We start from the raw sequence: 25,331 nt of genomic DNA on the forward strand, positions 1-25,331 counted from the left end.
AGTTATTTTAAGCGATATCCCATACCCCAAATGGTTTCAATATACTCTTCATTCGGGTTCGCTTTAGCCAATTTACTTCTCAGATTACTCATATGGACGTTTACAGTGTTCTCATCCCTTAAATAATCATCTCCCCAAACCGCTTCAAACACATTGGCTTTTGAAAATATTTTTTGAGGATAGGAAATAAGTAATTCTAAAATGGCGTACTCTCTTGCCGTTAGTATTACCTTCATGCCATTTACGATAACTATTTTCGTATCAGTATCCACTGCAATGTCTTTATATGTAAGCTGGTTCTTTCCCTCCATTCTTTTCATGGTTGAAGATCTTCTTAAATGAGCATCAATTCTTGCCAAAACTTCTTCAATATCAAATGGCTTCGTAATAAAATCATCTGCCCCCGCACGCAAACTATTTATCTTCGTTTGCTGTTCTCCTTTTGCAGAAATAATCAAAACAGGGACATGATGATTCTCTCTAATATTCCGAAGAACTTCCTCCCCGTCCATTCCTGGAAGCATTAAATCCAACAACACCATATCCCATTTCTTTTTTTCTATATATAATATTGCTTCCGTCCCTGAAAAAGCCGGCTGAGGGATATAGCCACTTTTTTTCATCATATTACAAAGCAACCCACTAATATCATTATCATCTTCAACAATTAAAATATGTACCTGTTTCTCCATAAGAGCCACCCTCTTTTCCACTGCAATCCATTTCTTATACTAGCATTCTTTGTTAAGGTCCCTTTCATTATATCGATGTTTGTTACCTGACAAAACATAAACTGGATTCGCTTGTTTTAAAAAAACAGTCCAGTTAAATGATCGGAACTTAGAGCACTCGCTTTCCGCCGACTCGGCTAGCCAGTTTTTTGGCAGGAGTGACGCATATTTCTTTAAGCTAGTTAGGTTTAAACCGAGGAACTCCATTTTATCGACAAATTGACGCAGTGCTTCACACTGCGCCTTGTTGACCTTCATTCAATGGTGTTCTCCCTTCACCATCTTCCTTTCCATATCGTATATATAGCCCAATTTCCTATGATTGATCATCTCCTTGGGGGTTATATCCCACGGAAACATCGGATCATTCAAGTTATGGCTGAAGGGTCCCCCTCTTCTTGGTAGATATTTCTCCTCCCGGTGCAGGATTTTCCACATTGCCCATATCCGATCGACATTGGCATGGTGTAAAAAGAAGACTGGATCGTTAGGTGAAACAGGTACAGAACCCATATGTCCCCCGACCCACCCATGCACTAGATTATGAAGGGCCGGTCCATCGACAAATCCTTCAAGCTGATTTCGGAAACTTTGATTGCTTGCGGAATTCCACGGTGGTGCATCGTAAGGAGTGACTTTCAATACGTTTTGAACGTCTTGTTTCGTCGGCAGGTTTGCAACTTGTTCACTTGATCTGAAGTTCCTTTTCAATCCCCCTGAAGGTTTCCCCTCCTCATCAAGAACTTCCCAGCGCCCAGCAGCAAAAGGTCCTGAATCGACAAGGTTGTTTTTCCTTTTATTCCCGTTTCCGCCCATGAAATCGCTACCCCAGATTGGGGATGAAGCTGGATCCTCCAATTCTGAATCTGCTGCCCAATCCCAGTAGGGAATGGTCACACTGGGGTCAACGGATTGAAGATCGCGTTCGAACAGCCAAAGGAAATAGCGATGCCAAGGCAAGAAAGCCGGCCCTCTATGGGCTGCATTTCGCTGATCACCATGGCTTCCATGGATATTGTCATTGTCAGCCCCGGTCCGCTCCCCTTGATCATTATGACTGCGGGTCGATGCTGATGGAGCGTTCCCTGCTTTCGGGCGCTTAACGGGAGGGGTTTGAAATCTCCCTGCAGCAGCATGCCACGCTACGTACCGATCATATATCCCTTTTTCCTTTAAGACCAAAACAGCATTGATATATTTCCTTTTTTCCTTTTCAGAAAGATGAAGTGCATTTTTTCTGATGTTATATTCAGCAGTCATGATTTGCCCTCTTTTCCCAATGTTCAATTAAACTAAAAACCTTGGGATATATTAAGTCATCTCTGCTGTAAACGTTACGGGACATATGCGGATATTAGGCTAAAATGGGCATGGTCTTGCCAAAACTTTTACCTTGAGTAAGTTCAAAAATTATGTATAATGAAAGGTAATTGCATATGTCAAAGGTTTTCTAGGGTTCCGCAGTGCATCTTATTGCTGGTCTGGTCCGAGAGAAAACTCACAGCATGCTGTGTCACGGAAGGATAAAAGCCTGGGAGAAACTGTTTAACGGTTATCTCTTGGGCTTTTTTTGTTTTTTTGGTAAAGAATAAAGTTGGAGGTGCGATATTTCATGAGCACAAACTGGATTAAAGTATTCATTGCAGCTTTTTTTGAAGTATTTTGGGTGATTGGCTTAAAACATGCAGATGACTTTTGGACTTGGTCTGGAACGGTCATTTCGATCATCATCAGTTTTTACTTGATGATAATGGCTGGCAGGAAGCTTCCTGTCGGAACGGTATATGCCGTTTTTGTCGGTATGGGGACAGCCGGTACCGTTTTTTCCGAAATCATTTTCTTTGGAGAATCCTTCAAGCTGAGCAAAACGCTATTGATCCTCCTCTTATTATCAGGGGTGATCGGCTTGAAGCTAGTGACTGATGATAAGGCTGAGAAAGGGGATGAATCATAATGGCTTGGGTCTCTTTAATCTTAGCGGGGCTATTTGAAATGTTTGGGGTTGCGATGATAAATAAATTGCACAGGGACCGTAATTGGCAATCCTTGCTGCTGTTATTCATCGGATTTGGAGCAAGTTTCCTATTTCTTGCTTATGCCATGAAAACCTTGCCGATGGGGACGGCTTACGCTATCTGGACAGGAATCGGCGCTTCAGGCGGAGCGATAATCGGGATGCTATTATATGGGGAATCCAAAGATTGGCGAAGGGTCGTTTTTATAGCCATGGTCCTTGGCGCGGCAGTGGGATTAAAACTTGTTTCATAGGAATAATATTTAAGCATAGAAAAACAAAGACGACACAATTTAGATATAGCCATTAATGTGTCGTCTTTACTTATTTATTTTCTTGTGTGAAGTCATTTTATAAAAATTGAACCCGCATCCATCACAGCGGAATCTTTCCCCTTAACCAGCTTTAGCGTCGCCACTATAAGAAAGCTGACGATCACTAATAAGAGCCATGAGCTTACCTTTCCTAGATGAACGAGACTCCATGCATCGGTTTGATTTGGATATTCCCATGCTCCAAAAAACGTTGCGATATTTTCGGCTATCCAAATAAAAAATCCGATGAGCACAAAAGAAAGTGCGATTGGCATACGATACCGAGTTCCACCAACCTCATATGTGACCCATGACCGCCAAAAGACGATGATGACTAGTCCAGATAACCACCAACGAACATCAATCCAATAATGGTGGGTGAAAAAATTCAAATAAATCGCAGCTGCAAGAGATACAACGACCAAAAACGGCGGCCACTTGACCAGTTCAACCTTTAACCTCCTCCACGCCTGGCAAAGATAACTCGCTACACTTGCGTACATGAATCCGCTATACAGAGGCACTCCAAAAATCTTAAAATATCCTTCCTCTGGATAAGTCCAGGAGCCCATATGTACCTTGAAAAGTTCAAGAGCAAGACCAATAAGGTGGAACAAGGTGATGACCTTTAGTTCATCCCGTGTTTCAAGCCCGGAACGCACCATCCACCACTGCATCAGAAGGCAGATGATGAGGAGCCAGTCATACCGCGGCAGAAAGGGAAGCGGAATGAATTTTGTAATAGCCAAAGAGGCAAAAATAACGGCAGGAAACAAGCAGGATAGGGCCTGCTCCCAACCAAACCGAACGAGTTGTTTTAGTGCTCGCATGATTGGTGTCTCCATTTTTTTATCGTTAAATTCATGAGTAACTCCCCTTTGATGAAATCTTTCTTTTTCTTTCACTTTTTTAATCTTGGGTGTCATCATCATTCCGGTATTCTAAAATATCTCCGGGCTGACATTCTAACGCCTTGCAAATCGCCTCTAAAGTTGATAATCGAATCGCTTTTGCCTTGCCGTTTTTCAATATGGAAAGATTAGCCATCGTTATTCCAACCCTCTCAGAAAGTTCTGTAACACTCATTTTCCTTTTAGCCAGCATCACATCAATATTGATTATAATTGCCATGTTATTCACCTCAGACTATTAAGTCATTTTCTGATTTTATATCGATGGCCTCTTGCAAAAGCCTTTGAAGAACAGCAGCAAAGACTGCAATCACCATTGAAGCAAAAATGACGACCAATCCGATTACTATGATGCCTGGGGCGTCGTCCATCTCCGCCATGAGATAAAAGAGCGGCATTCCTACCACATAAAAGCTACTGATTGTGATTGCACAATTTTTTATAGTCTTTAAAGCTCTTACAGATAATTCCGAGAAAGCTTTGTTCTTGTCAATATAGCTTAAAAGTTTAAAGGCTTGATATAGAGCAAAGTAAAAAGGTATTGCCGATGCATACAAATCGATTAAAACGAGATATTTCAAATAAGTCATATCCGGATATAATTCTGCTGCAAAATTCGCAATCTCAGGCACCACAAAGATGCACATAGCAAGAACCGGCATTCCAATAAGAATAACGGCTATCTTCAAAAAGATCGTTGACACTTGTTTCATAAAAAGCACCTCATTTATTTTTTATCAATTTGAATTTAACACATATTTTATCGTTTTACAATAAAACATTGTTGTTTTTTATTATATTATTATTGTTACCTAAATATCCTTTTCTTTTTAAAAATAAAAGAAGCATTCCTCATTAAAAAGGAATGCTCCATAACTGAACTATTCATTTCATTACTAAGATTACCTTCAGATGAAACCCTTATATCATCAGGATTTCCCTGATATCCTCTTCTGTAAGCGCAGACGACGACTTGTCTCCAGGGTCGATGATTTCTTCAATAAGATGTCTCTTTTTCTCTTGAAGTTCATTCATTTTTTCTTCGATTGTGCCACGGGCAATAAGTTTGATGACTTGAACCGCATTCTTCTGTCCCATTCGATGGGCACGGTCCGCAGCTTGTTCTTCAACTGCCGGATTCCACCAAAGGTCATATAGAATGACTGTATCGGCACCCGTCAGGTTGAGACCCGTACCGCCCGCTTTCAATGAAATGAGGAATATATCCCGCTCTCCTGCATTAAATCGATTGCAGATTTCCACACGTTCCTTTGATGGGGTTTGTCCATCCAGGTAGAAAAAAGGTTGTCCCTTAATGGCCAAATCCCTGCCGATAATTTGAAGCATTTTTGTAAATTGCGAGAAAACCAGAACCCTTCTTCCAGAATGCTTCGATTCCTCGACAATTTGCATCAGCTGCTCATATTTAGCTGAACTGCCTTTATATCCGTCCACAAACAAGGCGGGGTGACAGCATATTTGCCGAAGCCGGGTCAAGCCAGCGAGGATCCTGATCCGATTTTTCCGGAGGGTGTCCTTATCCAGGTGCTTCAGCGTATCATGCCGCAGCTTCGCCAGATAGGCACCGTACAGTTTCTTCTGATCAGGAAGCAGTTCCACCGATTCCAGCGACTCGATTTTTTCCGGAAGTTCACCTAGCACGTCCTCTTTCATTCTCCGCAGCAAAAATGGGCGGATCCTGCGGGAAATCTGCTTCCTTGAGAGATTGCTATACTCCTTTAACCCCATGAATAATTCAGGGAATACGACGTGGAAAAGGGACCAGAGCTCTTCTAGTGAATTCTCGATAGGCGTACCAGTCAACGCGAAGCGATGTGCCGCTTTTATCTTCTTGGCCGCTCGTGCCGTTTGCGTCACTGGGTTTTTAAAGGCCTGTGCCTCATCGAAAAACACCGTATGGAAGTCCTGCTTTTCAAACGAAGCGATGTCTTTCCGGAGCAATGGATAAGAGGTGATCACTACATCCACATCCTTCGCTTCCTTAAGCAGCTTCGTCCTTTCCGTCTTGTCGCCATCAACGACGACGGCTTGTATATCAGGAGCGAATTTAGTGAATTCGCTCAGCCAATTGTAGGTCAATGATGATGGGCAGACAATAAGCACCGGCACCCTTTTCTCACGGATGTCAGGCAGCTCGGATAAAATGTACGCGATGCTTTGCAGTGTTTTTCCCAGTCCCATATCATCAGCAAGAATTCCGCCAAAACCGTATTGGGCAAGTATTTTCATCCATTTATAGCCGTTTTTTTGATACTCGCGCAAGATCGGGACTAGACTATTTGGCACCACGAACTCCAAGGAGCCCGGATTCCCGATGTTATCCAAAAACTGACGGAATGACTCCTCCATTGTGAATGTCTGGCTGTCATTCACGGAATCAAGGAGCTGAAGCCCTTTTACGATTGGCATGTTCAGCGTGCTCTCCAGGTCTTCATCCTGTACGGGCAATGCATTCAGAAAACGATTGATTTCCTCGTATTCCCTTGTTTCAAGGGAAAGCAGAGATCCATTCCTTAAACGATAGTACTTCCTCTTTTCTTCAAGCGCTGCTAAGACCTCGCGAATTTGTTTATCTGGGATATCATCCATTTCAAATTTGAATTCGAGCCAATTAGTACGTTCTTTTTTGATATTCACCCTAATACGCGGTGCAGCATTTCCACGGGAAATCCGGTTTCTTACTGCCGTAGTGGCATAGATTTGTACCAGCTTTTGGAGTTTCGGAACGATGTGGTACAAAAACTCATACTCCAACTCTTCATTATGCAAGAAATAGCCGCCGTCCGTTTTGGCAAACTGGCTATCCTCCATCAGCTTTAGTATCTCCGCCTCCTTCTCAACATCCCTTATAACCTTGGATTCCTGCTTTTCCAAAGGGTTGATCACGATATTTTCATAATGGAACTCCAGCCCCGCTAGCAGCCTGTTTTTTACTCGATCCAAGTATAGCTTTGCAACAAGCGGTGTCTTCAAAAATAATTCGGTGATGGATCTTGCTATATGGACTTCACCGAGTTTTTTCAAACCTGGTACCACTTTGTCCAGGAATAATTCCAGCTGGTCATGATGGATTGGAATTTGATTCATTCCCGAATTCTCCATCATTTGCTTTAACTCAGAAAGGCGCTGGCAATCCTCATTTTCGAGCTGAACCAATTTCCCTTTAAATAGAACCAGTTTGTATGCATTCATGACAATCATCTCATGCAATCCATTAATTTTCAGTTGAAACCCTTTGCCCTCGCTTTCGGTAAAGTCAAACTGTAAAGGAAGAGGTCCGTTTGATAAACGAAAACCATTGAATGTATGGTCCCCATGGGAAAGCTTCACCAATGGCGCTACTTCAAGGATGGGGACAAGCTTTTGAAAAGAAGATGGCGGCAAAAGTAATAAGTGATTGTTCAATGTATTTTCAGTTTTGTCCGCTATGGCATCCACATAGACTTTTTCATCCGATATCACTGTAATGAGCTCCTGAAGCACGGAATCATTTTCATTCTGAAAACAATGCAGCACCGGGTCATATATAAATGAAAGGGATACTTCGGCAGGCTTTCCGTCTTTAACGCGCTTCAGGAAATCCCGAATATTCGACACATTGAAAGAACCGATTTTCATTTCCAGTCCTAACATATATAGTTCCGTTCCCATCCATACTGGTTTACACGTAAACTCTGCTTCAAGCATCTTTCTTTTTTCAAAGTGGCGCTGATGACCGCTTTTGCGGACAGGCTGATTATTGAAAAGGGTCAGCAAGCCCTCTGACAACTTCTTATTGGCTGAAGCAACACCGGTTGCTTGCAGGCCATCAGGTATCGTTCCATCTTGCTGATGGTCGTAAACCGACAGCAGGACGGCTGCAATATGCTGGCAATCCCGATGGAAGGAAGCTAGCGTAGGACAGCTGCATTTTGTCTGAAAACCGCCGACAGCATCCGCATCAATCGTGACATGGAAGTCTTCCTTTCCTTTAACCGTTGCTTCACAACTATCATGACGATAGCTTTCAAATTTCACTTTATTGGCACGCTGAAAAGCTTCCCCTCTTTTGAAGGAGACGGTTCCGCACATGTCTTTTATGATTTTTCGATTTAATTTGATATCCAAATTGCCGTCCTCCTCCCGGGGGTTTTTTGTTGAGTGATTTTACATTCCGCTGAAAATATCTCATTTTATCATCATACTATGAAATGGGTTTACAGGGTGGAAAAAAGCAAAAAGACAAACTCCCCTATTCGGAGTTCATCTCAATTTTTCAGCAACGGGAATTTGCACCATCATTGTTGTCCTTTGGTGTTGCCTTTCTTTTTTTTTCGATAAAAGAAGCTGAATACAAGGAATGCAAGAAGAATGAAAAAAAGGATAAGTTCAGCGGGGTCCTTCACCAAAAATGGGTTAAAGGCATGCTTGATTGAATTATCCAAATCAAATCCCAATAGAATATCCATACCTAAAGAAAAGGTCACTAAAGGGATCAGAAGCAAAAGCGTAATACCGAAGAATTTCATTTTTGATCAACTCCGCCTTTCAGGAACTTTTTTTGGTGCTTGTCTTCCTTTTTTTTCGATTCTTAAAAAAGGCAATGACCAAGAGAAGCAACGGAATGATCACCTGAAATGGCAGATGGATGTAATTTGGTACGGCATCTAGCCCTTCATGGATATGTTCCGTATAGCTGCTTGACATAATAATTGAAATCAATAAAATGACGATGCCAACAGGGTATGCAAGTCTGGAGGGCTGTTTAACATTGAAAACATTCGCCGTACCCGTTACCGCTACATAAGTAAATACACATATCTTGATGAACCCGCCAATCATCAACAAAAACAAGAAGTACACATCGAGACGTTCAAGAAAGCCAGCGACCTCTATTGACTGAATAAGGGTAAGAAGAGGGTATTGCGAACGTGTCGTAAGGTCCACACCAAGTACAGCAATATTCACAGCCATTATTATCGCGAGAAAAATACCGCTTGTCGCCAAGCTCCCTATCCCAATTTTTTTCAGTCGCTGAGGTTCATTCAAATAAGGAAAAATCATTAAAAACACTATGATCTCGCCAAATGGAAAAAATACGGTTTTAGTGAAACCCATTTTCACCATCTCTGTCCCGCCCATTTCAAAAATGGGTTTTAAGTTGTTTAAATGGATCATGCCGGAAGCAATAATCAGAAGCATGAAGGTCATTAAAAGTAAATTCTCTAAGACAAAGAATAGTTCCCCCGTCCTCGTCAATACTTCTATCCCTTTACGGACCGTATACACCACGACTAAAATGAATGCAGCGTTCGCAACAAATAACGGAATATGAGGATAGGCAAAAGTAAGCAGCGTATCTCCGAAATCCCTCAGCACCCTTGCAGAAAGATAGATGAAATAAAGGATGTATAGAAAAGCTACGATCCTGCCTAGAAAATTCCCTAATATATGTTTTACAAACTCTGTTAACAGCTGCTCAGGGTAGTATTGAAAAAGGCCATAATAAATGAAAAATAATAAAAATCCGCCTATCATCGCAATAAGGATGACTAGCCAAGCAGCCTGCTTGGCTTCACCTGCAAGCGGAACCAAAAGTGCACTGCCCATTTCAAACAGGAAAATAAGGACGAACAGCTGGTAACCGCTGATTTTTGCCTTTTCCATGAGGATGCCACTTCCTTTCCATTATTGATCTTTCTTTTTTAAATTTGAAAGAAATGGCTTATTACGTAATCCGGTACGGCGAATGAAAGTTTCTACCTGCACATCAACTTCCAGTTTAGGAAAAGTATCGTCGTCCCAGTTTTTCTCTAGTTTCTTCCATTCTTTCGGATGGGATTCGTGCATGAGCTCCCCAAAGCCAAAAATATCGGATTTATTTTTTTGTGCCCGAACGATCGCATCTTCCATCTCCTTCTTCAATTCTTTCGCTAACTTATTTTCAATATCTATCAGAACATGCATATCGGTTAGATTCAAAGGAACATTCACCTCCCGGATATCTCCCTCTGCACGGACCTTTATCGATATTTTCGGTTTGCCGTTTACCAATTTTACCCCGACGTTGGTTTTTTGCCGAATAACTGAATAGGTGATTGCGTCTTTTTTACCCTCCCAATCAAGGTTTAAATGGGTATTTTCGATCCTATCCAATACCCACATTGATCCTATTGCCTTATCACCATCCAGCCAGTCAATCAATTTTCCATCTTTAAAAACACCAATTCCCGCTGCATTAGGGTTTGCCTCAATATCCGAAGACATGGTATTCTCCATTTTATCCTCTTTACCTGTGTTGCCTTTCACGGTAAAACCGCTTATTATTGGTTCTTTTCCGGTACTAAGCAGATTCTTGATCACCTCTTGGAGATTGATGCTAATACTTTTCCCCTGGATTTTTTCAGTGATTTCAATCGTCCTAATGACTTTTTCAGCAGATACCTTATCGATTGCAGTTAACGTTTCGACAATATCCCTTGCTTTCACACCCCGGGCAATCACAATCCTCGTAGTTGCCCTGAATTCCGGTGAGCGCTCAAATGCATCGAAAATATCGTTGAGGCCCTCTTCTTTTGCTAGTTCTTCACCGATGACAATCAGGTTGGCATGGGCAAAATACATATCTCGGGAGATTTTCGTTGAAGCGATACTATCAAGTTCAAGCACATTATTTGCGGTGGCCCTATAAATGGATATCGGTGGATTTGTTCCGCCGCCGCCCTGAAGAGCTCCCGCTACATTGCTTGGATTAATGATTTGGAACGTTCCCACTAACTTTCCTTCTTTATTTCTATCGAGTCCAACTGCCGAGACAATGGCCATTTCGTTTAACTCTGTTTTATCCCAACAGCCGGTGGTGAATATGGAACAGATCAATATCAAGAAAAGAATTAGCTTTTTACGATTCATTGCCTTCACCTTTTTTCTCGTCAGCAGTTTTCATTCCACGCGATTCAGGAGGCAGGGGTCTTTGATTTTCGCCTTCCCTTATCAGATTATTTTCGTTGGTTAAAAATTTTGGCCTTTCCTTAAAGGCCCACATAGGTCTTCTGAAGAATGTGTCGCCCAACCCTTCCGGATGCAGAGGGGCGAGCGGTGTCATATAAGGAACTCCAAGTGAACGCAAGCTGCATAAATGGACAATAAGGACGATAAAGGCTAAAATCATCCCATAAAAACCTAAAGTGCCGGCACAAATGATGAATCCGAACCGCACAATGCGGGCAGATATGGCTATGGAATAAGAAGGAGTTGCAAAACTGGCAATCGCCGTGATCGAGACGATGATGACCATTGCCGGCGATACGATACCAGCCTGGACAGCCGCCTGCCCGATGACCAATGCTCCGACAATGGACATCGTCGAACCAACGGCCTTTGGCATCCGAAGACTTGCTTCCCGTAATATTTCAAAGGTCATTTCCATAAGAAGCGCTTCAACGACGGCAGGCAAAGGAACCGTTTCCCTTTGAGCCGCTACAATGACCAGCAGCTTAGTTGGAATCATTTCCTGATGAAAAGTCGTGGCTGCAACATAGACAGCCGGCCCGACTATCGAGATGATGAAAACGATGATTCGTAAAAAACGTGTCGCTGAAGCAATGTCAAAGCGATTATAGTAGTCTTCGACAGATTGAAAAAACTGTACGAATATTGCCGGGGCCACCAAGACGAAAGGCGTTCCATTAACGAATATCGCCACTCTTCCTTCCAGAAGGTTTCCTGCGACCATATCCGGTCTTTCTGTATGGTTAAGGGTTGGGAATGGGGTCATGACCTGGTCTTCTATCAATTGTTCAATATATCCTGATTCAAGAATGCTATCGATGTTAATTCGATTTAAGCGCTTCTTGACCTCCTCGACGATCCCTTCTTTAACGATTCCATTTATATACATGATGGAAACGTCCGTTTTTGTCACCGTGCCTATTTTCATCGACTCTATCCATAAATCCGGGGTATTGATGATCCGGCGTAACATGGCAATGTTCGTTCCAATCGATTCCGTAAACCCTTCTCTTGATCCCCGGACAGTCAAATGCGTGCTTGGTTCCTGAATCGAGCGCCGCTCTCCCCCTTTTGTACTGGCAACCAGGGCTATGTTGATACCATCAACAAAAATGATGCTGTCCCCTGATAATAAGGATAAAAATAGTTTTTCCCAGTCCGTGACCGTTTCTACACCACCGAGGGAAACCACGTCCTCAGAGATTACATCCAACGCTTCTTGTGGAAGTATTTTTTCTGATAGATGAGGATTTTTCATGATTGATTCAATTAAAAAGTCCGTAACGCTTGGATTATCAATCAGACCCTGCACATACAAAATAGTCGTTTTAATCTCTGGATTTTGACCGATTTTCAGCGTTCGGATAATGATGTCGGGACTGTTTCCCGTTTTTTTCTTCACTTTTTCCAGATTAGCCGATATGGAACTTTCAATATAATCAGGCGTTTTACTTTTGGATTGACTTTCATCTTCCTTTTTCTTTTCACGTTGCTTCGCTTGTCTCTTTTGTTTGAAAAAAGAAGCCATAGCACCGAACCTCATTCCTTTTTCGTTTCACTCATTTTGTCCAAAGCACTCCCCCTTTATTCCGGGTTCATCCTTCTTCCTTCCATAAGAAAAAGGCTGTCGCAATGACAGCCTTTTGTGGTCATATTCGGTTTGGGAATGAAGTGCCGATGATAACGGCCCAATCAACTAAACTGAAATTATACTTTGCCTTTATTCCTTCTAAAAATCAAAACAACGAAAGCAATCAATAGCAAGGCCAATATTGCATATACGATGTTTGAATAAATGTCCATGTACCCTACAATATCTTCCCACGAAGATCCAACAGCTGCCCCGATATTCACCAAGATGATGTTCCAAATTAATGTTCCGGATGTTGTGTAAAGCAGGAAGAGCCAAAAGCTCATATGGGACATCCCTGCAGGAATCGAGATCAAGCTTCTGATCAGCGGAACCAGTCTGCAGAAAAACACGGTCCATGACCCGTACTTATCAAACCAAGAATTCGCCTTATGGACGTCCGACACCGTTAACCGAAAAATATGGCCCCATCTTTCCACGAACCTTTCAATGACCTTCACATCAAGAAGTAAACCAATTCCATAAAGGACGACTGCCCCTGCCACTGACCCAATAGTCGCAGCGATCACTACACCGATAATCGTCATATCCGCTGTTGTCGTCATGAAACCGCCAAAAGTAAGAATGACCTCAGACGGGATCGGCGGGAAAATATTTTCCAATGCTATTAATAGAAAGATTCCTATATACCCAAAATCATTCATGAATTCCGTAATCCAGTTTTCCATTTAATACGCTCCTAACTTTCTTGAATCAACAGCTGACTTGTTACCCGCCGGCTGCTTATCTTGCAATAATCTTACTTTCTTTATTAACGATCTTTGTTCTTCCGGCGGTCTTGATACCTTTGAAAAAACCAAATGGCAATCGCGATCCAACAACCACCCGCCAAATATCCGGCAATGATATCACTAGGATAATGGACCCCCAAGTATATACGGCTAATACCTATCGAGAGAATCATCATCATGCTGATCAGAATCAATAGAATCCTTGCCCATCTAGCCGTAATGTGACGCCAAAGCAAAAATGTAAGAATACCGTATAAAGAAAATGCATTCATGGCATGTCCACTAGGGAAACTGTACCCCCCTATTTCGATGAGTCGATGTAAATCGGGCCGGGCGCGTTGAAACAATAGCTTAACCATCAAATTGAGAAGAGGTGAACCAACCATGACTGCAGTGAATAAGACCAGTTCCAAACGATGCTTCAAAACCCTATATAAGAAAAACAAAATAATCAAGGATAGGATGATCAGGGAAACGGTTGAACCTATGTAGGTAAAGAACTTCATGATGTCAGTCAGAAGAGGCGACTCCCATCCCTGCACCAAGGAAATCACATCTTCATCAAATTTCAGGTATTCATTTGCACTTATGGTAAATGCCATGAAACTGAACCCGATTAAAGAAAGTACACTTACTATAAAGGCAATGGTTAATTGCTGCTTTAATTTCATAATAACATCCTTTCACTTATTTAAAACCGATTCATATGGAAATTTCTATTTTATCATATCTTCTTCATTGCATGGTGAGTGTAATCGCCCGCCAACCGAATTCAGGAATTTGCCTGGGCACAAAATTTCCTACTTTATCATACTACTCCATTCTTCATTGTCACCTCAACTTCAGGTTACTATAAGATTTCCTGACGACTTCAGGAACATCAATTCGATTTAACGGGTGCCATTCAACATGTATGCCATGCGTCCCTACTAAAAAGAAAAAAACCTTATGCAGGTTAGTGCACAAGGTTTTTCTTTTATTAAATGCGGCTTGCCTTAAGCGGTAGTGATGTCAAAGTTTGCCCGGTCGCTGAATCGGTAAGATTCTCTTCTAACTGGAACGATGGCACCGCTTCAATATGCTTGAATTTCTTCAGGAAGGCAGTAAGCGCAATCTTCGCTTCCAGCCTGGCTAGCGGCGCTCCCAGGCAGAAATGGGGGCCATTTCCGAAGGTTAGATGTTTCTTATTGTTAGGGCGGTGGATATTAAGGGTGAAGGCGTCTTCAAACATCTCTTCGTCCAAATTAGCTGCACTCATCCAAACAACCACGTTATCCCCTTCTTTCAATTCCACTCCCAATATATCGTTATCTTCCTTTACGGTGCGATCCAATTTAATAAGATTGAATCGGAAACGAAGCATTTCTTCGACCGCCTGCGGAACTAAATCCAGGTTTTCATGTAACTCTTGATAAACATCTTTGTCATCATATAGCAGGGAATAAAAGCTATTGGCCAGTAAATGACTTGTTGTCTCGACCCCCGCTCCTAAAATCAGCATGGTCGTCCGGACAACCTCATCATCCGTAAACATTTCCCCATCCACTTCTGACTTCAATAGATCTGAAATGATATCATCTGCCGGGTTTAATCGTTTTTGCACAACAATCGGATACAAATACTGATAGTATTCTTTTGCTGCCACTTGCTTTAATTCATTTACTTCTTCTTGTTTTTCTCTATCAAAAGGAAGAAATAAGATATCCACCCATTTCTTAAACAATAAACGATCTTTCGAGGGAACGCCCATTAAATCCGACATGACAATGATCGGAAGCGGACTCGCCAATGATTGCACAATATCGATTTCCGTTTCCTCATCCATTTGTCCAATCAACTCATCCGTAATTTCCTGAATGCGAGGTTCCCAGTTTTGAAGACTTCTAGGTGTGAATGCTGCGGCCAGCAGTGAACGGCGTTTTCTATGCTCAGGTGGATCCGCTTCAGTGATTTTGATTTTATCAGGCACAGAGCCTTCATCACTATCCGTTCCTACCGATATGGTAGTCCGTTTCCGTACACTTGAAAAATGTTTATAATCACTGAGAACCCGCTTCACATCTTCATATTTAAAAACATTCCACGTATCCGTTCCTTCGTGATAACTCACCGGGTCATTTTCTAACATCCGTTTACACCAAGCGTACGGACTAAATTCCTCCGTCCGTGTTTTAAACCTAGTAATTTCTTTTACTGCAATAACTTCTTTCATGATACCGACTCCTCCCACTTCTTAAAAGTTACCTAACAAAAGGATCGAATGTTCAGCATTACCATCTCAGTCGATTTGTTAAAGGGTCGAGCATTCCTGATAGACTTTTTCACCAAATCCTTAAATACACATCTATTCCATTATAGGGTAAAATCCCGCAACAAACCATGCATCTTCCATACCAGCAGCCCTACACGAAATTTGCCCCACAATCCCAACAACCCTATGTAAAACTGCTTATTTTTTACAATTCCCTTTCTTTTTCTATTTTTTTATGTCTCTCAATTGAAGCTTAAAATCCAATCCTCATTTTCAAATTTGGTGAAAGTCCTTTTCACTAAGTTATTTCAGTATAAATTATTTTACGTAATTTTCCACTCCAGGCACTCGCTTTCCGCGGGCGGTCCGGGAGCCTCCTCGGCGCTCTTTGCGCCTGCGGGGTCTCCCTTGGCCACGCTTTTCCCGCAGGAGTTTCGTACCTTCCGTTCCAATCAACTGGAACGTTTTCAAATTAAATAACTGCAGGCAACATACGGTTGGTTATACTCCATGATTTTTTTACTCTTTCATATGGAATGATATTCTTACTGGATTGAAGAAATTTGCGACACTCCTGCCGAGTAACTGGCTAGCCAAGACCCCACAGCAGCTTGCGGTGAGGAGGCTTGGCAGACAGTCGGCGGAAAGGGAGCGGAAATCAAGCTGGAACGTTTAAATAAAAAAACTGCAGGCAACTCGCTTTTCTTCGAGTTTGTCTACAGTCTGAACGGCTGCACTGTAGCCGTCAATTTTTGCCCCTTTTAATCAGTTCATGCAAATCATCCATTTTCTTTTCCATGATATCCAGTCTGGTTTTACGGTCCTTGATGGAACGGAAAAGGGATACGGTCCCAACGATGATTAGGATTAGAAATACAAGGCAAAACAATTGGTATACCAGATCCGCAATATTATACCCACTCACTATGTAATCCCCCTAAATGGCATTCTCAATATTCTATTATACACCAGGCAAAATGAACAATTTAACCTTTTTAAGGGGAATCGGGAATAAAAAAACCGATAGCCAGTTGCTATCGGTTGATCTTTTATACTTCTAATTGTTGATCGTCATCTTGAGGCACGATTAATTCATTATAAAATGCAGCCATTGTTGTTCCTGCATAAGGAATCAACCATAGTAAACCAATTCCCAGCGTGAACATGCAAAGGATGCCCCATCCGATGAAGCTTAGGTGCATGAGGAAATACTTCCATTTCAAACCCTTCATCCTTTTTCTGCTTTCTGTAATGCCTTCAAGCACCGTGTATTCAGGATGATCCTTCAATAAGAAAAACAGCTGCGAATAGGCGATGCCTTTAATGATACCCGGAATGATTAATAATAATGACCATAAAAAAATGAAAATACCTTGTAAGATGGATGCACCAATTAGCTTGAAAGAGGTTTTTCCTTCTTTATAGATAGCAAATACTTCTGGAATATCAGGGTTTCCTTCCCTAACCAAATTCAGGTAGAACCAAGTGGTTGAAATGGTAAGCGGGATTAAGGCGATGGTTAAGACGAGGCCGAAGATATCAGACCATATCGGTGTTTCTTCCTGCATGAGCCATTGTGAAAACCCACCGCTTCCGATCACTTCGACAATTAAAGGCAAAATGATGTTGATCAAGAACAGAAGCAACATCAGCGATACAGTTACTCCCCATTTACCTCCCAACGACTGAAGGGCTTTCCTTTTTAATTCTGAGATTCTCATACTCCTATTTAACTCCCCTTTTTTAAACAGCGGAATTCTGAATATTCACCATTTTATTGTAAAATCTGGTTGAATTAAGAAAAACCACTATTTTTTTGATGTTTAATTCTCATATTGTATTTTAACATAATATTTCTTGCCGTGGGCTTAATTTCCTAGAAAGCACAAACGATAAATCGTTTTCGAGCAACCATGTTCAACTCCTTTCTGGCCTTGGTTATTGGCTTGTAACAGTTTATGAAAGCGAATATGACAATATGCCATCAATCATTCTCAGTGCCACAAACCATTTAATTCCTTTCATTTGAAAAAACCTTCGCGTAACATACCCTTTAGCGTACGGTCAGCGAAGGTGCTTTCAAATATCTTGGGTAATGTACTCTCTAGTTCTTTTTTCCTTCCCGGCAAGGATTTCTAATGTCTCCAGTGATTTGCCCCTTGGATTCTATCCTAAAATCTTACGAACACCATGGATAAAAATATTAACACCGTATTCCATGGCATCTTTGTCAAAAGTAAAACGCGGATGATGGTGGGGATAGGTGATTCCCTTTTCCTTATTCCCAGCTCCTATCAAGAAATAATTGCTAGGTGCCTTCTGTTGGAACGCTGAAAAATCTCAGCTCCCATCGTTTTTTCTTTTCAAACTTTTTCCTGGCTTTGTCATCACCATATAAATGATCACAACAAAAAAAGAGCATCCCAAAGCAGAAATCGCTTCCGCCTTTGGAACACCCTTTTTCCTATAATCAATCAGAGCCAGTTATAACAAAATCGTCTTGGAGCAAAGCTAAAGGAAGCTTTCTATTTATAGAATCCCCTGCCGAAACATTAATTTCAGTAATGTGACCACTGGCACCTATTGAAACATCAATCAATTTCCCATCCTCCGTTTTCACTAAAAAGAGCCTCTCCCATTCATAAACATAGGAATTCTTTTGAACGTAAACTTGTTCGACGGTCCCATCCTGAGCACACTCGATGGTATGAATCGGTTTTAACACGGAATCACTCCTCCACTCTCCATTATTTGACTAAAGCTTACACCCAGCCACGGAATATCGAGGCTTCCGCCATTTTTCTGACACCCACCATATATGCTGCCAGCCTCATATCCACTTTTCTTGTCTCGGACATTTCATATACTTGATTAAATGAATTGACCAATAACTCTTTTAATTTGGTTTGGACTTCTGCATCTTCCCAATAATAACCTTGATTATTTTGAACCCATTCAAAGTAAGAAACTGTCACACCGCCTGAACTTGCCAATACATCAGGTACGAGAAGCACATTGCGTTCCGTCAAGATCTTGGTTGCCTCCAAAGTGGTAGGTCCATTCGCTGCCTCCACGACAATTTGGGCTTTGATAAGATGTGCATTTTCTTTGGTGATTTGATTGGAAATGGCAGCAGGCACTAAAATGTCACAATCTTGTTCCAGAAGTTCCTGATTGGTGATTGTATTATCGAATAGTGTCGTTACCGTTCCAAAGCTATCCCTTTTATCAAGTAAGTAATCGATATCCAGACCATCCGGTTTATAGATGGCACCATATGCGTCCGATATGCCAATCACTTTCGCACCAGCATCATGCATGAATTTGGCCAAAAAGCTTCCTGCGTTCCCAAACCCTTGGACGATGATGCGTGCACCTTTCAATTCTATGCCCTTACGCTTTGCCGCTTCCTCGATACAGATGGTGACACCTTGTGCCGTCGCCTTTTCCCTACCGTGTGAACCACCCAGTACCAGTGGCTTGCCTGTAATGAAACCAGGCGAATCGTGTTCTCTTATTCTACTGTATTCGTCCATCATCCATGCCATGATTTGTGAATTCGTATAAACATCCGGGGCCGGAATATCTTTAGTCGGCCCCACTATTTGGCTGATTGCCCGAACGTATCCACGGCTAAGCCTTTCCAATTCACCGATGGACATTTGGCGCGGATCACAGATGATGCCGCCTTTTCCTCCGCCATATGGCAGATTCACGATTCCGCATTTCAAACTCATCCACATTGAAAGTGCCTTGACTTCTTCCTCATCGACTTCAGGATGAAAACGGATTCCACCTTTCGTCGGACCGACAGCATCGTTGTGCTGTGCACGGTATCCAGTGAAAATCTTCGTCGAATTGTCATCCATCTTGATTGGAATGCGGACGGTCAGCATCCGAAGAGGTTCCTTCAAAAGCTCGAACACTTCTTCAGAATAGCCAAGCTTATCCAGCGCCTCCTTGATTACGACCTGTGTTGAATCAAGCAAGCTGGCAGTTTCTTTTTCTTCTTTGACTGTTGTACTCAATGGAATTCACCTCATAGGTATATTAGGATAAAACTTTTTTAATGCGTTCGATTGCCCAATCCAAGTCTTCTTTTGTAATCACTAATGGCGGAGCAAAACGGATAACTGTATCATGTGTTTCTTTACATAGCAATTTTTCTTCTTTAAGCTGCTCACAATAAGGTCTTGCTGCTTCCGTTAATTCGACTCCGATGAATAAGCCTCGGCCACGGATATCTTTAATCATTGGATTCTTGATTTCTTTTAAACTATCCATAAAGTATTGTCCAAGCTCCAATGAACGTTCAGCTAGCTTCTCTTCTTCAAGGACTTCCAATGAAGCGATGGAAACCGCACATGCCAATGGATTGCCGCCGAATGTAGAACCATGGGAACCAGGATTGAATACGCCAAGGATTTCACGGTTTGCAGCTACGCAAGAGATTGGGAAAACCCCGCCGCCCAGCGCTTTACCTAAAATGTACATATCCGGAACTACTCCATCCCAGTCAGAGGCGAACATTTTTCCTGAACGTCCAAGTCCTGACTGAATTTCATCAGAAACGAATAGGACATTATTTTCTTTACACAAGTCGTAAGCTTCTTTTAAGAATCCTTGTGGCGGTATGATGATTCCCGCTTCACCTTGAATCGGTTCGATTAAAAATCCAGCCGTTTGCGGTGTAATCGCTTCTTTCAATGCATCAAGGTCGCCGTAAGGGATAAGCTTGATCCCTGGCAGCATCGGTCCAAAGCCCCTTCTATATTCATCATCGGATGACAAGGACACGGCTGCCATCGTCCGGCCATGGAAGTTCCCGATACATGCAATGATTTCAGCTTGGTTTTCTGCGATTCCCTTAACATCATAACCCCAGCGTCTAACAGCTTTAATTGCAGTTTCAACAGCTTCAGCACCTGTATTCATAGGCAGTGCCATGTCTTTTTGCGTAATGCGTGAAACCATTTCATACCATGGTCCTAATTTATCACTATGGAATGCACGGGATGTCAATGTTACGCGATCTGCTTGTTTTTTTAATTCGTCGATGATTTTCGGATGCCTGTGGCCTTGGTTCACTGCTGAATAGGCACTAAGCATATCCATATATTTGTTGCCTTCAGGATCTTCCACCCAAACTCCTTCTGCCTTCGAAATGACGATTGGAAGTGGATTATAATTGTTTGCACCATATTGTTCTGTTTGCTCGATTAATTTTTCCGTTAATGTTGTCATGTTGATTCCCCCTAAAATTTATAGCGTTTCAGATGTTGTTTTACCTTGAAGATGAAGAACTAAATAATCAGGACCGCCCGCTTTTGAATCTGTACCTGACATATTGAATCCGCCAAATGGCTGGTATCCTACAATGGCACCGGTACAGCCGCGATTGAAGTACAAGTTACCTACGTGGAAATCCTCACGCGCTTGTTCGATATGTTCAATGTTGTTAGAGATGACCGCACCCGTTAATCCATAATCCGTGTTATTGGCAATCTCGATTGCATGATTGAAATCTTTTGCCTTACAGAATGCAACAACTGGTCCGAAAATTTCTTCTTTCATGACACGTGCATTCTCATCCACATCGGCAATGATAGTTGGCTGGATGAAGAAACCTTTTGAATTGTCTCCTTCTCCCCCTGTAACAATTTTCCCTTCTTCTTTACCGATTTCAACGTAGCTCATGACTTTGTCGTAAGCTGCTTGATCGATAACCGGACCCATGAAGTTGTTTAGGTCTGTTGGTTCCCCGACTGTTTTTTCTTTCGTTAATTCAATGGCACGATTCAAGACTTGGTCATATACATCTTCCACTATTACGGCACGTGAACAAGCAGAACATTTTTGACCGGAGAATCCGAATGCAGAAGCGACGATTGATTGTGCCGCCAATTCCAGATCAGCCTCTTTATCAACAACGATCGTATCTTTACCGCCCATTTCAGCGATGACACGTTTTAACCAGATTTGTCCTTCATGAACTTTTGCCGCACGCTCATAAATACGGATTCCAACATCACGAGATCCGGTAAAGCTGATGAAACGTGTACGAGGATGATCTACCAAATAATCGCCAACCTCGGCACCGCTTCCTGGAATGAAGTTCACAACTCCTGCAGGCATGCCCGCTTCTTCCAGCACTTCGATGAATTTAGCTGCAATGACCGGTGTTGTACTGGCCGGTTTCAATAAGACCGTATTTCCTGAAACAAGAGCTGCCGTCGTCATGCCTGCCATGATCGCAAACGGGAAGTTCCAAGGTGAGATGATGACACCGACACCAAGCGGAATATAATTGAAAGCATTGTGTTCAATCGGACGGCTTTCCACTGGTATGCCGTCTTTAAGCTTCAGCATTTGACGTGCATAGTATTCCATGAAGTCGATCGCTTCCGCTGTATCTGCATCCGCTTCATTCCAAGGCTTTCCTGCTTCTTTTACCAATAGAGCCGAGAAATAGTGTTTTCTTCTCCGTACGATGGCTGCAGCCCTGAATAAAATATTTGCACGCACTTCCGCTTTCGTTTTTCTCCAAGTTTGGAATGTCTTATCTGCCGCTTGCATCGCTTGCTCAGCAAGATCCTTATTCGCTTTGGATACCATTCCAATAACTTCTTCTTTATTTGCTGGGTTTACAGAGGTAATGACTTCATCAGTAAACACTTTTTCACCATTAATGATCAGCGGATATTTCTTCCCTAAATCATTAGCTACATCATTCAATGCCGCTTGAAAAGCTTTATTGTTTTCTTCGATTTTAAAATTAGTAAATGGTTCGTGTTTATATGTTTGGACCATTATAGCTCATCTCCCTAAAATTTTATGTTTTTTTCTTCACCCTTACTTAACAAGCAAGTTCCGTGCCAACTTTTCATTTTCTTGAAAAAATAATGATATTTCATTAAATATGCAATGAAATTCAGCACTTTAAGGGCAAAATTGACATAGTATGCCATTATTTTTTGCTCTAATCCCTATTTATGTCGCTTAAACCTTACACTTTTAATTAATGCAAGATTCATGCCAACTATAAAAAACATAAAAAACAGCGTTTTTCCACTTTTTCCGCAAAATATTTTTGCACTTCGATGCAAAATAATCTTGCTATGCAAATTTTATTTGCGCCTTTACTTCAATTCCTCTACAATAGCTCTAAGAAAAGAAGAAAAATGGGAGGCATTCATGAATTTAGATCAAATCATTAAAATAGATGGTTTCCAATCCATCCTCTATTCGCTTGTGGATGTAATCGATACAGGGATACATATAATCGATATAAAAGGACGGACCATTGTATATAACAAGAAAATGGCAGAAATTGAAGGAATGGATTCAGAAGAAGTGTTAGGGAAGAAGATTCACGAAATCTTTAAATTCAAGGAAGAAACGGAGAGTACATTAATAAGGGCACTTCATTCGGGTAAGACAACCGAGAACTCGAAGCAGACCTACTTCAATAATCTTGGTCAGGAAATTACAACAATCAATAATACGTTTCCGATTTTGGATCAAAAGCAAAATATCATCGGAGCAATTGAAGTTGCAAAGGATATAACGAATCTGGAAAGAATCATTAAAGATAATATCTTAAATAAGGGCGATACCAAATATACGTTTGACAGCATCATCGGAACGAGTGAAAATTTCCTGGAAGTCATAGAAAAGAGCAAGCGCTCGACCAGAACGGCATCCTCCATCCTCATCGTCGGGGAAACGGGCACAGGAAAAGAGCTCTTCGCCCAAAGCATCCATAATGGCAGCAGCCGTTCGACACATCCTTTCATCAGCCAAAACTGTGCTGCCCTGCCGGATAGTCTAATTGAGGGAATACTCTTCGGCACAAAGAAAGGCGCCTTCACCGGATCGATTGAAAGGCCTGGATTATTCGAACAGGCACAGGGCGGTACCATCCTGTTAGATGAAATCAACTCATTAAACCCGAACATGCAAGCGAAATTATTACGGGCCCTTCAAGAAAGGACGATTCGCCGTGTTGGGGATACAAAGGATAAAAAAATTGATGTTAGGGTCATTGCAACGATAAATGAAGATCCGATAGATGCCATTGCAAATGATCATTTACGCAAGGATTTATACTACCGATTAAGTGTCGTTTCGTTATTCATCCCGCCTCTTCGTGAACGGAAAGAGGATATTCCTTTGCTGGCGCAATCCTTCATCGAGAAATTCAATGCGCTGTTCGAATTGAATATAGAAGGGATCAGCGAAGAGGTCTACTCGCTTTTTTATGATTACGACTGGCCCGGGAACGTAAGGGAACTTGAACATATCATTGAGGGGGCCATGAATTTAATGGAACCTGGCGATACAAAGATTGCCATCACCCACCTTCCAGCTCTATTTAGGAAGAAAGCCCATTTGGAAGACATTCGTCCCGATAGAAAAGAAAATCATGAAAATGGAGATTTACAGGAGTCGACCTTATCTCTTGATGATTATATCGCCCATACTGAAAAGCAATACTTGGAGAAGATTTTAAAGGAACATGGGATGAATATCTCCAAAGCAGCCAAGGCCCTGAATATTAGCCGCCAAAGTCTTCAATACCGCTTGAAAAAGTATCAGGTCAAATAACACAAAAAAGGCCCCCATTATTATGGAGGGCCTTTAGTTTATCGGCGGAAAGGGAGCGGGTTTAATGCGTATACCCTAAAATAACTGCCCAAATTCCGAATAGTGAGGTGAAGGTCGAATAAATGGATCACGGTCGAATTAAGTGCCGTGTAGGTCGAATAAATGCATCAACGGTCGAATTAAGTGCCGTGTAGGTCGAATAAATGCATCAACGGTCGAATTAAGTGCCATGTAGGTCGAATAAATGCACCAACGGTCGAATTAAGTGCCGTGTAGGTCGAATAAATGCGTGAACGGCCGAATAATGCCGTGTAGATCAAGGCAAACTCACTTTCTACGAATTTGTCTACAGTCTGAAGGCCCTCATTGATAATGAGGGCCTTTTTTGCTTCTATTCATTTCACTTCGCAATCAGAATGCTTCAGCCGCTTTTACAACGTTTTCCAAGCCATCCGCGATGATTTTTTGTGTCTGATCCGGATACTGATTATGGCCTTCAATGACCACGACATCCGGATTGTTAATTCCCCATAGGCCAATGATATTTTTCACTAAATTCACGGCCATTTCAGCAGAAGCCATTCCTTCTAATGCATAATCAGAACCGCGGGCATTCAAGAGCATGACTTTTTTATCACCAGCATACCCGACAGGACCTTCCGCCGTGTAATTGAACATTTTACCTGCTTGTGCCAAATAGGAAAGATATGTGATAAGCGGCGCAGGAACCGTTGAGTTCCAGAGAGGGAAAGCGAATACCACTTTATCCATGGCCAGGAATTGATTTAAATATGTGTCAACCAGTTTGGCCGCATTTTCCTCTTCAGCTGTCAGTTCAAGACCTTGGTTGCGTTTATACAAACCGGCAATTGCCGTATTTCCATAGTAAGGAAGTTCTTCTTTAAATAAATCCAGCTCTGTCACTTCATCTGTACGGTGTGTCTCTTTATATGCTTGTAAGAAGGTGTCATACATTTTCGAGCTGATTGCCTGTTCTGCAGGACGATCGTTCACTTTTACGAATAATACTTTTGTCATTTTTCCATTCTCCCCTGCAGCGGTTTCTTTATTTCTAAATAATCTACTTAAGAATCCCATTATCCTCTCACC

Annotated in this window: 24 protein-coding genes, 1 pseudogene and 1 riboswitch; of the genes and pseudogenes, 3 read left to right on the forward strand and 22 right to left on the reverse strand. The window is 41.9% G+C overall.

The window, feature by feature from the left end; translation table 11 throughout:
• Positions 1-2: 2 nt before the first annotated feature.
• The 3 genes from ABOA58_RS20880 to ABOA58_RS20890 are packed head-to-tail and all read right to left on the reverse strand — an operon-like array spanning position 3 to position 1,991.
• Positions 3-692, reverse strand: a complete 690-nt coding sequence (locus ABOA58_RS20880) for a response regulator transcription factor (RefSeq protein ID WP_350299838.1) — start codon at positions 690-692, stop codon at positions 3-5.
• Between the two features lie 39 nt (positions 693-731).
• Positions 732-989 (reverse strand): hypothetical protein, encoded by a 258-nt coding sequence (locus ABOA58_RS20885; protein ID WP_350299839.1) that lies wholly within the window; start codon positions 987-989, stop codon positions 732-734.
• Positions 990-1,991, reverse strand: a complete 1,002-nt coding sequence (locus ABOA58_RS20890) for a tyrosinase family protein (RefSeq protein WP_350299840.1) — start codon at positions 1,989-1,991, stop codon at positions 990-992.
• A gap of 179 nt (positions 1,992-2,170) precedes the next feature.
• Positions 2,171-2,271: riboswitch (guanidine-I (ykkC/yxkD leader) on the forward strand.
• Between the two features lie 72 nt (positions 2,272-2,343).
• Here ABOA58_RS20890 and ABOA58_RS20895 point away from each other — a divergent pair.
• Positions 2,344-2,685, forward strand: coding sequence for a DMT family transporter (locus ABOA58_RS20895; RefSeq protein ID WP_063232562.1), 342 nt, complete (start codon positions 2,344-2,346; stop codon positions 2,683-2,685).
• Positions 2,685-2,999 (forward strand): DMT family transporter, encoded by a 315-nt coding sequence (locus ABOA58_RS20900; RefSeq protein WP_350299841.1) that lies wholly within the window; start codon positions 2,685-2,687, stop codon positions 2,997-2,999. The genes ABOA58_RS20895 and ABOA58_RS20900 overlap by 1 nt, the downstream gene beginning before the upstream one ends.
• Before the next feature lie 92 nt (positions 3,000-3,091).
• Here ABOA58_RS20900 and ABOA58_RS20905 read toward each other — a convergent pair whose 3' ends face one another.
• The 18 genes and pseudogenes from ABOA58_RS20905 to pruA all read right to left on the reverse strand — a co-directional run bounded on the left by ABOA58_RS20905 (position 3,092) and on the right by pruA (position 22,424).
• Positions 3,092-3,889, reverse strand: a complete 798-nt coding sequence (locus ABOA58_RS20905; protein WP_350299842.1) for a DUF817 domain-containing protein — start codon at positions 3,887-3,889, stop codon at positions 3,092-3,094.
• Positions 3,890-3,968: 79 nt separating this feature from the next.
• Entirely contained in the window at positions 3,969-4,190 is a 222-nt protein-coding gene (locus ABOA58_RS20910) for a helix-turn-helix domain-containing protein (RefSeq protein WP_201185490.1), read from the reverse strand.
• Positions 4,191-4,200: 10 nt separating this feature from the next.
• Positions 4,201-4,683 carry a DUF2975 domain-containing protein gene (locus ABOA58_RS20915; protein WP_350299843.1) on the reverse strand — a complete coding sequence of 161 codons (483 nt, stop codon included), beginning with the start codon at positions 4,681-4,683 and terminating at the stop codon, positions 4,201-4,203.
• A gap of 208 nt (positions 4,684-4,891) precedes the next feature.
• Positions 4,892-8,098, reverse strand: coding sequence for an SNF2 helicase associated domain-containing protein (locus ABOA58_RS20920; protein WP_350299844.1), 3,207 nt, complete (start codon positions 8,096-8,098; stop codon positions 4,892-4,894).
• Between the two features lie 170 nt (positions 8,099-8,268).
• Positions 8,269-8,499, reverse strand: coding sequence for a hypothetical protein (locus ABOA58_RS20925; RefSeq protein ID WP_350299845.1), 231 nt, complete (start codon positions 8,497-8,499; stop codon positions 8,269-8,271).
• Positions 8,500-8,518: 19 nt separating this feature from the next.
• Positions 8,519-9,637, reverse strand: a complete 1,119-nt coding sequence (locus tag ABOA58_RS20930; RefSeq protein ID WP_350299846.1) for a GerAB/ArcD/ProY family transporter — start codon at positions 9,635-9,637, stop codon at positions 8,519-8,521.
• Positions 9,638-9,658: 21 nt separating this feature from the next.
• A complete protein-coding gene (locus tag ABOA58_RS20935; protein WP_350299847.1) occupies positions 9,659-10,882 on the reverse strand; it encodes a Ger(x)C family spore germination protein in 1,224 nt (407 codons plus the stop codon).
• A complete protein-coding gene (locus ABOA58_RS20940) occupies positions 10,872-12,509 on the reverse strand; it encodes a spore germination protein (RefSeq protein WP_350299848.1) in 1,638 nt (545 codons plus the stop codon). The genes ABOA58_RS20935 and ABOA58_RS20940 overlap by 11 nt, the downstream gene beginning before the upstream one ends.
• Before the next feature lie 179 nt (positions 12,510-12,688).
• Complete coding sequence (locus ABOA58_RS20945; protein ID WP_350299849.1) at positions 12,689-13,300, reverse strand: DedA family protein; 612 nt, start codon at positions 13,298-13,300, stop codon at positions 12,689-12,691.
• A gap of 83 nt (positions 13,301-13,383) precedes the next feature.
• On the reverse strand, positions 13,384-14,034 hold the full coding sequence (locus ABOA58_RS20950; protein WP_350299850.1) for a phosphatase PAP2 family protein: 651 nt from the start codon (positions 14,032-14,034) through the stop codon (positions 13,384-13,386).
• A 308-nt stretch (positions 14,035-14,342) separates the two neighbouring features.
• The gene (locus ABOA58_RS20955; protein WP_350302924.1) at positions 14,343-15,578 is read right to left on the reverse strand and encodes a cytochrome P450; all 1,236 of its coding nucleotides are present in this window, start codon (positions 15,576-15,578) and stop codon (positions 14,343-14,345) included.
• Between the two features lie 781 nt (positions 15,579-16,359).
• On the reverse strand, positions 16,360-16,539 hold the full coding sequence (locus ABOA58_RS20960) for a DUF4083 domain-containing protein (RefSeq protein ID WP_350299851.1): 180 nt from the start codon (positions 16,537-16,539) through the stop codon (positions 16,360-16,362).
• 124 nt (positions 16,540-16,663) lie between these two features.
• Positions 16,664-17,335 (reverse strand): DUF975 family protein, encoded by a 672-nt coding sequence (locus ABOA58_RS20965; RefSeq protein WP_350299852.1) that lies wholly within the window; start codon positions 17,333-17,335, stop codon positions 16,664-16,666.
• Positions 17,336-17,780: 445 nt separating this feature from the next.
• A pseudogene (locus tag ABOA58_RS20970) lies at positions 17,781-17,954 on the reverse strand (amidohydrolase); the annotation flags it as partial.
• A gap of 130 nt (positions 17,955-18,084) precedes the next feature.
• Positions 18,085-18,339 carry a hypothetical protein gene (locus ABOA58_RS20975; protein ID WP_350299853.1) on the reverse strand — a complete coding sequence of 85 codons (255 nt, stop codon included), beginning with the start codon at positions 18,337-18,339 and terminating at the stop codon, positions 18,085-18,087.
• A gap of 37 nt (positions 18,340-18,376) precedes the next feature.
• Entirely contained in the window at positions 18,377-19,642 is a 1,266-nt protein-coding gene (locus ABOA58_RS20980; RefSeq protein WP_260358427.1) for a Glu/Leu/Phe/Val family dehydrogenase, read from the reverse strand.
• A gap of 22 nt (positions 19,643-19,664) precedes the next feature.
• A complete protein-coding gene (locus tag ABOA58_RS20985; protein ID WP_034309472.1) occupies positions 19,665-20,858 on the reverse strand; it encodes an ornithine--oxo-acid transaminase in 1,194 nt (397 codons plus the stop codon).
• A gap of 18 nt (positions 20,859-20,876) precedes the next feature.
• A complete protein-coding gene (gene pruA / locus ABOA58_RS20990) occupies positions 20,877-22,424 on the reverse strand; it encodes an L-glutamate gamma-semialdehyde dehydrogenase (RefSeq protein WP_350299854.1) in 1,548 nt (515 codons plus the stop codon).
• 384 nt (positions 22,425-22,808) lie between these two features.
• On the opposite strand from pruA, the gene ABOA58_RS20995 reads away from it, so the two are divergent.
• Entirely contained in the window at positions 22,809-24,221 is a 1,413-nt protein-coding gene (locus ABOA58_RS20995; RefSeq protein WP_350299855.1) for a sigma-54 interaction domain-containing protein, read from the forward strand.
• 411 nt (positions 24,222-24,632) lie between these two features.
• Here ABOA58_RS20995 and ABOA58_RS21000 read toward each other — a convergent pair whose 3' ends face one another.
• Positions 24,633-25,319 (reverse strand): FMN-dependent NADH-azoreductase, encoded by a 687-nt coding sequence (locus ABOA58_RS21000; RefSeq protein ID WP_350299856.1) that lies wholly within the window; start codon positions 25,317-25,319, stop codon positions 24,633-24,635.
• Between the last annotated feature and the right edge of the window lie 12 nt (positions 25,320-25,331).

Source organism: Peribacillus frigoritolerans, assembly GCF_040250305.1.
In the GTDB taxonomy this organism is placed as follows: Bacteria; Bacillota; Bacilli; order Bacillales; family DSM-1321; genus Peribacillus.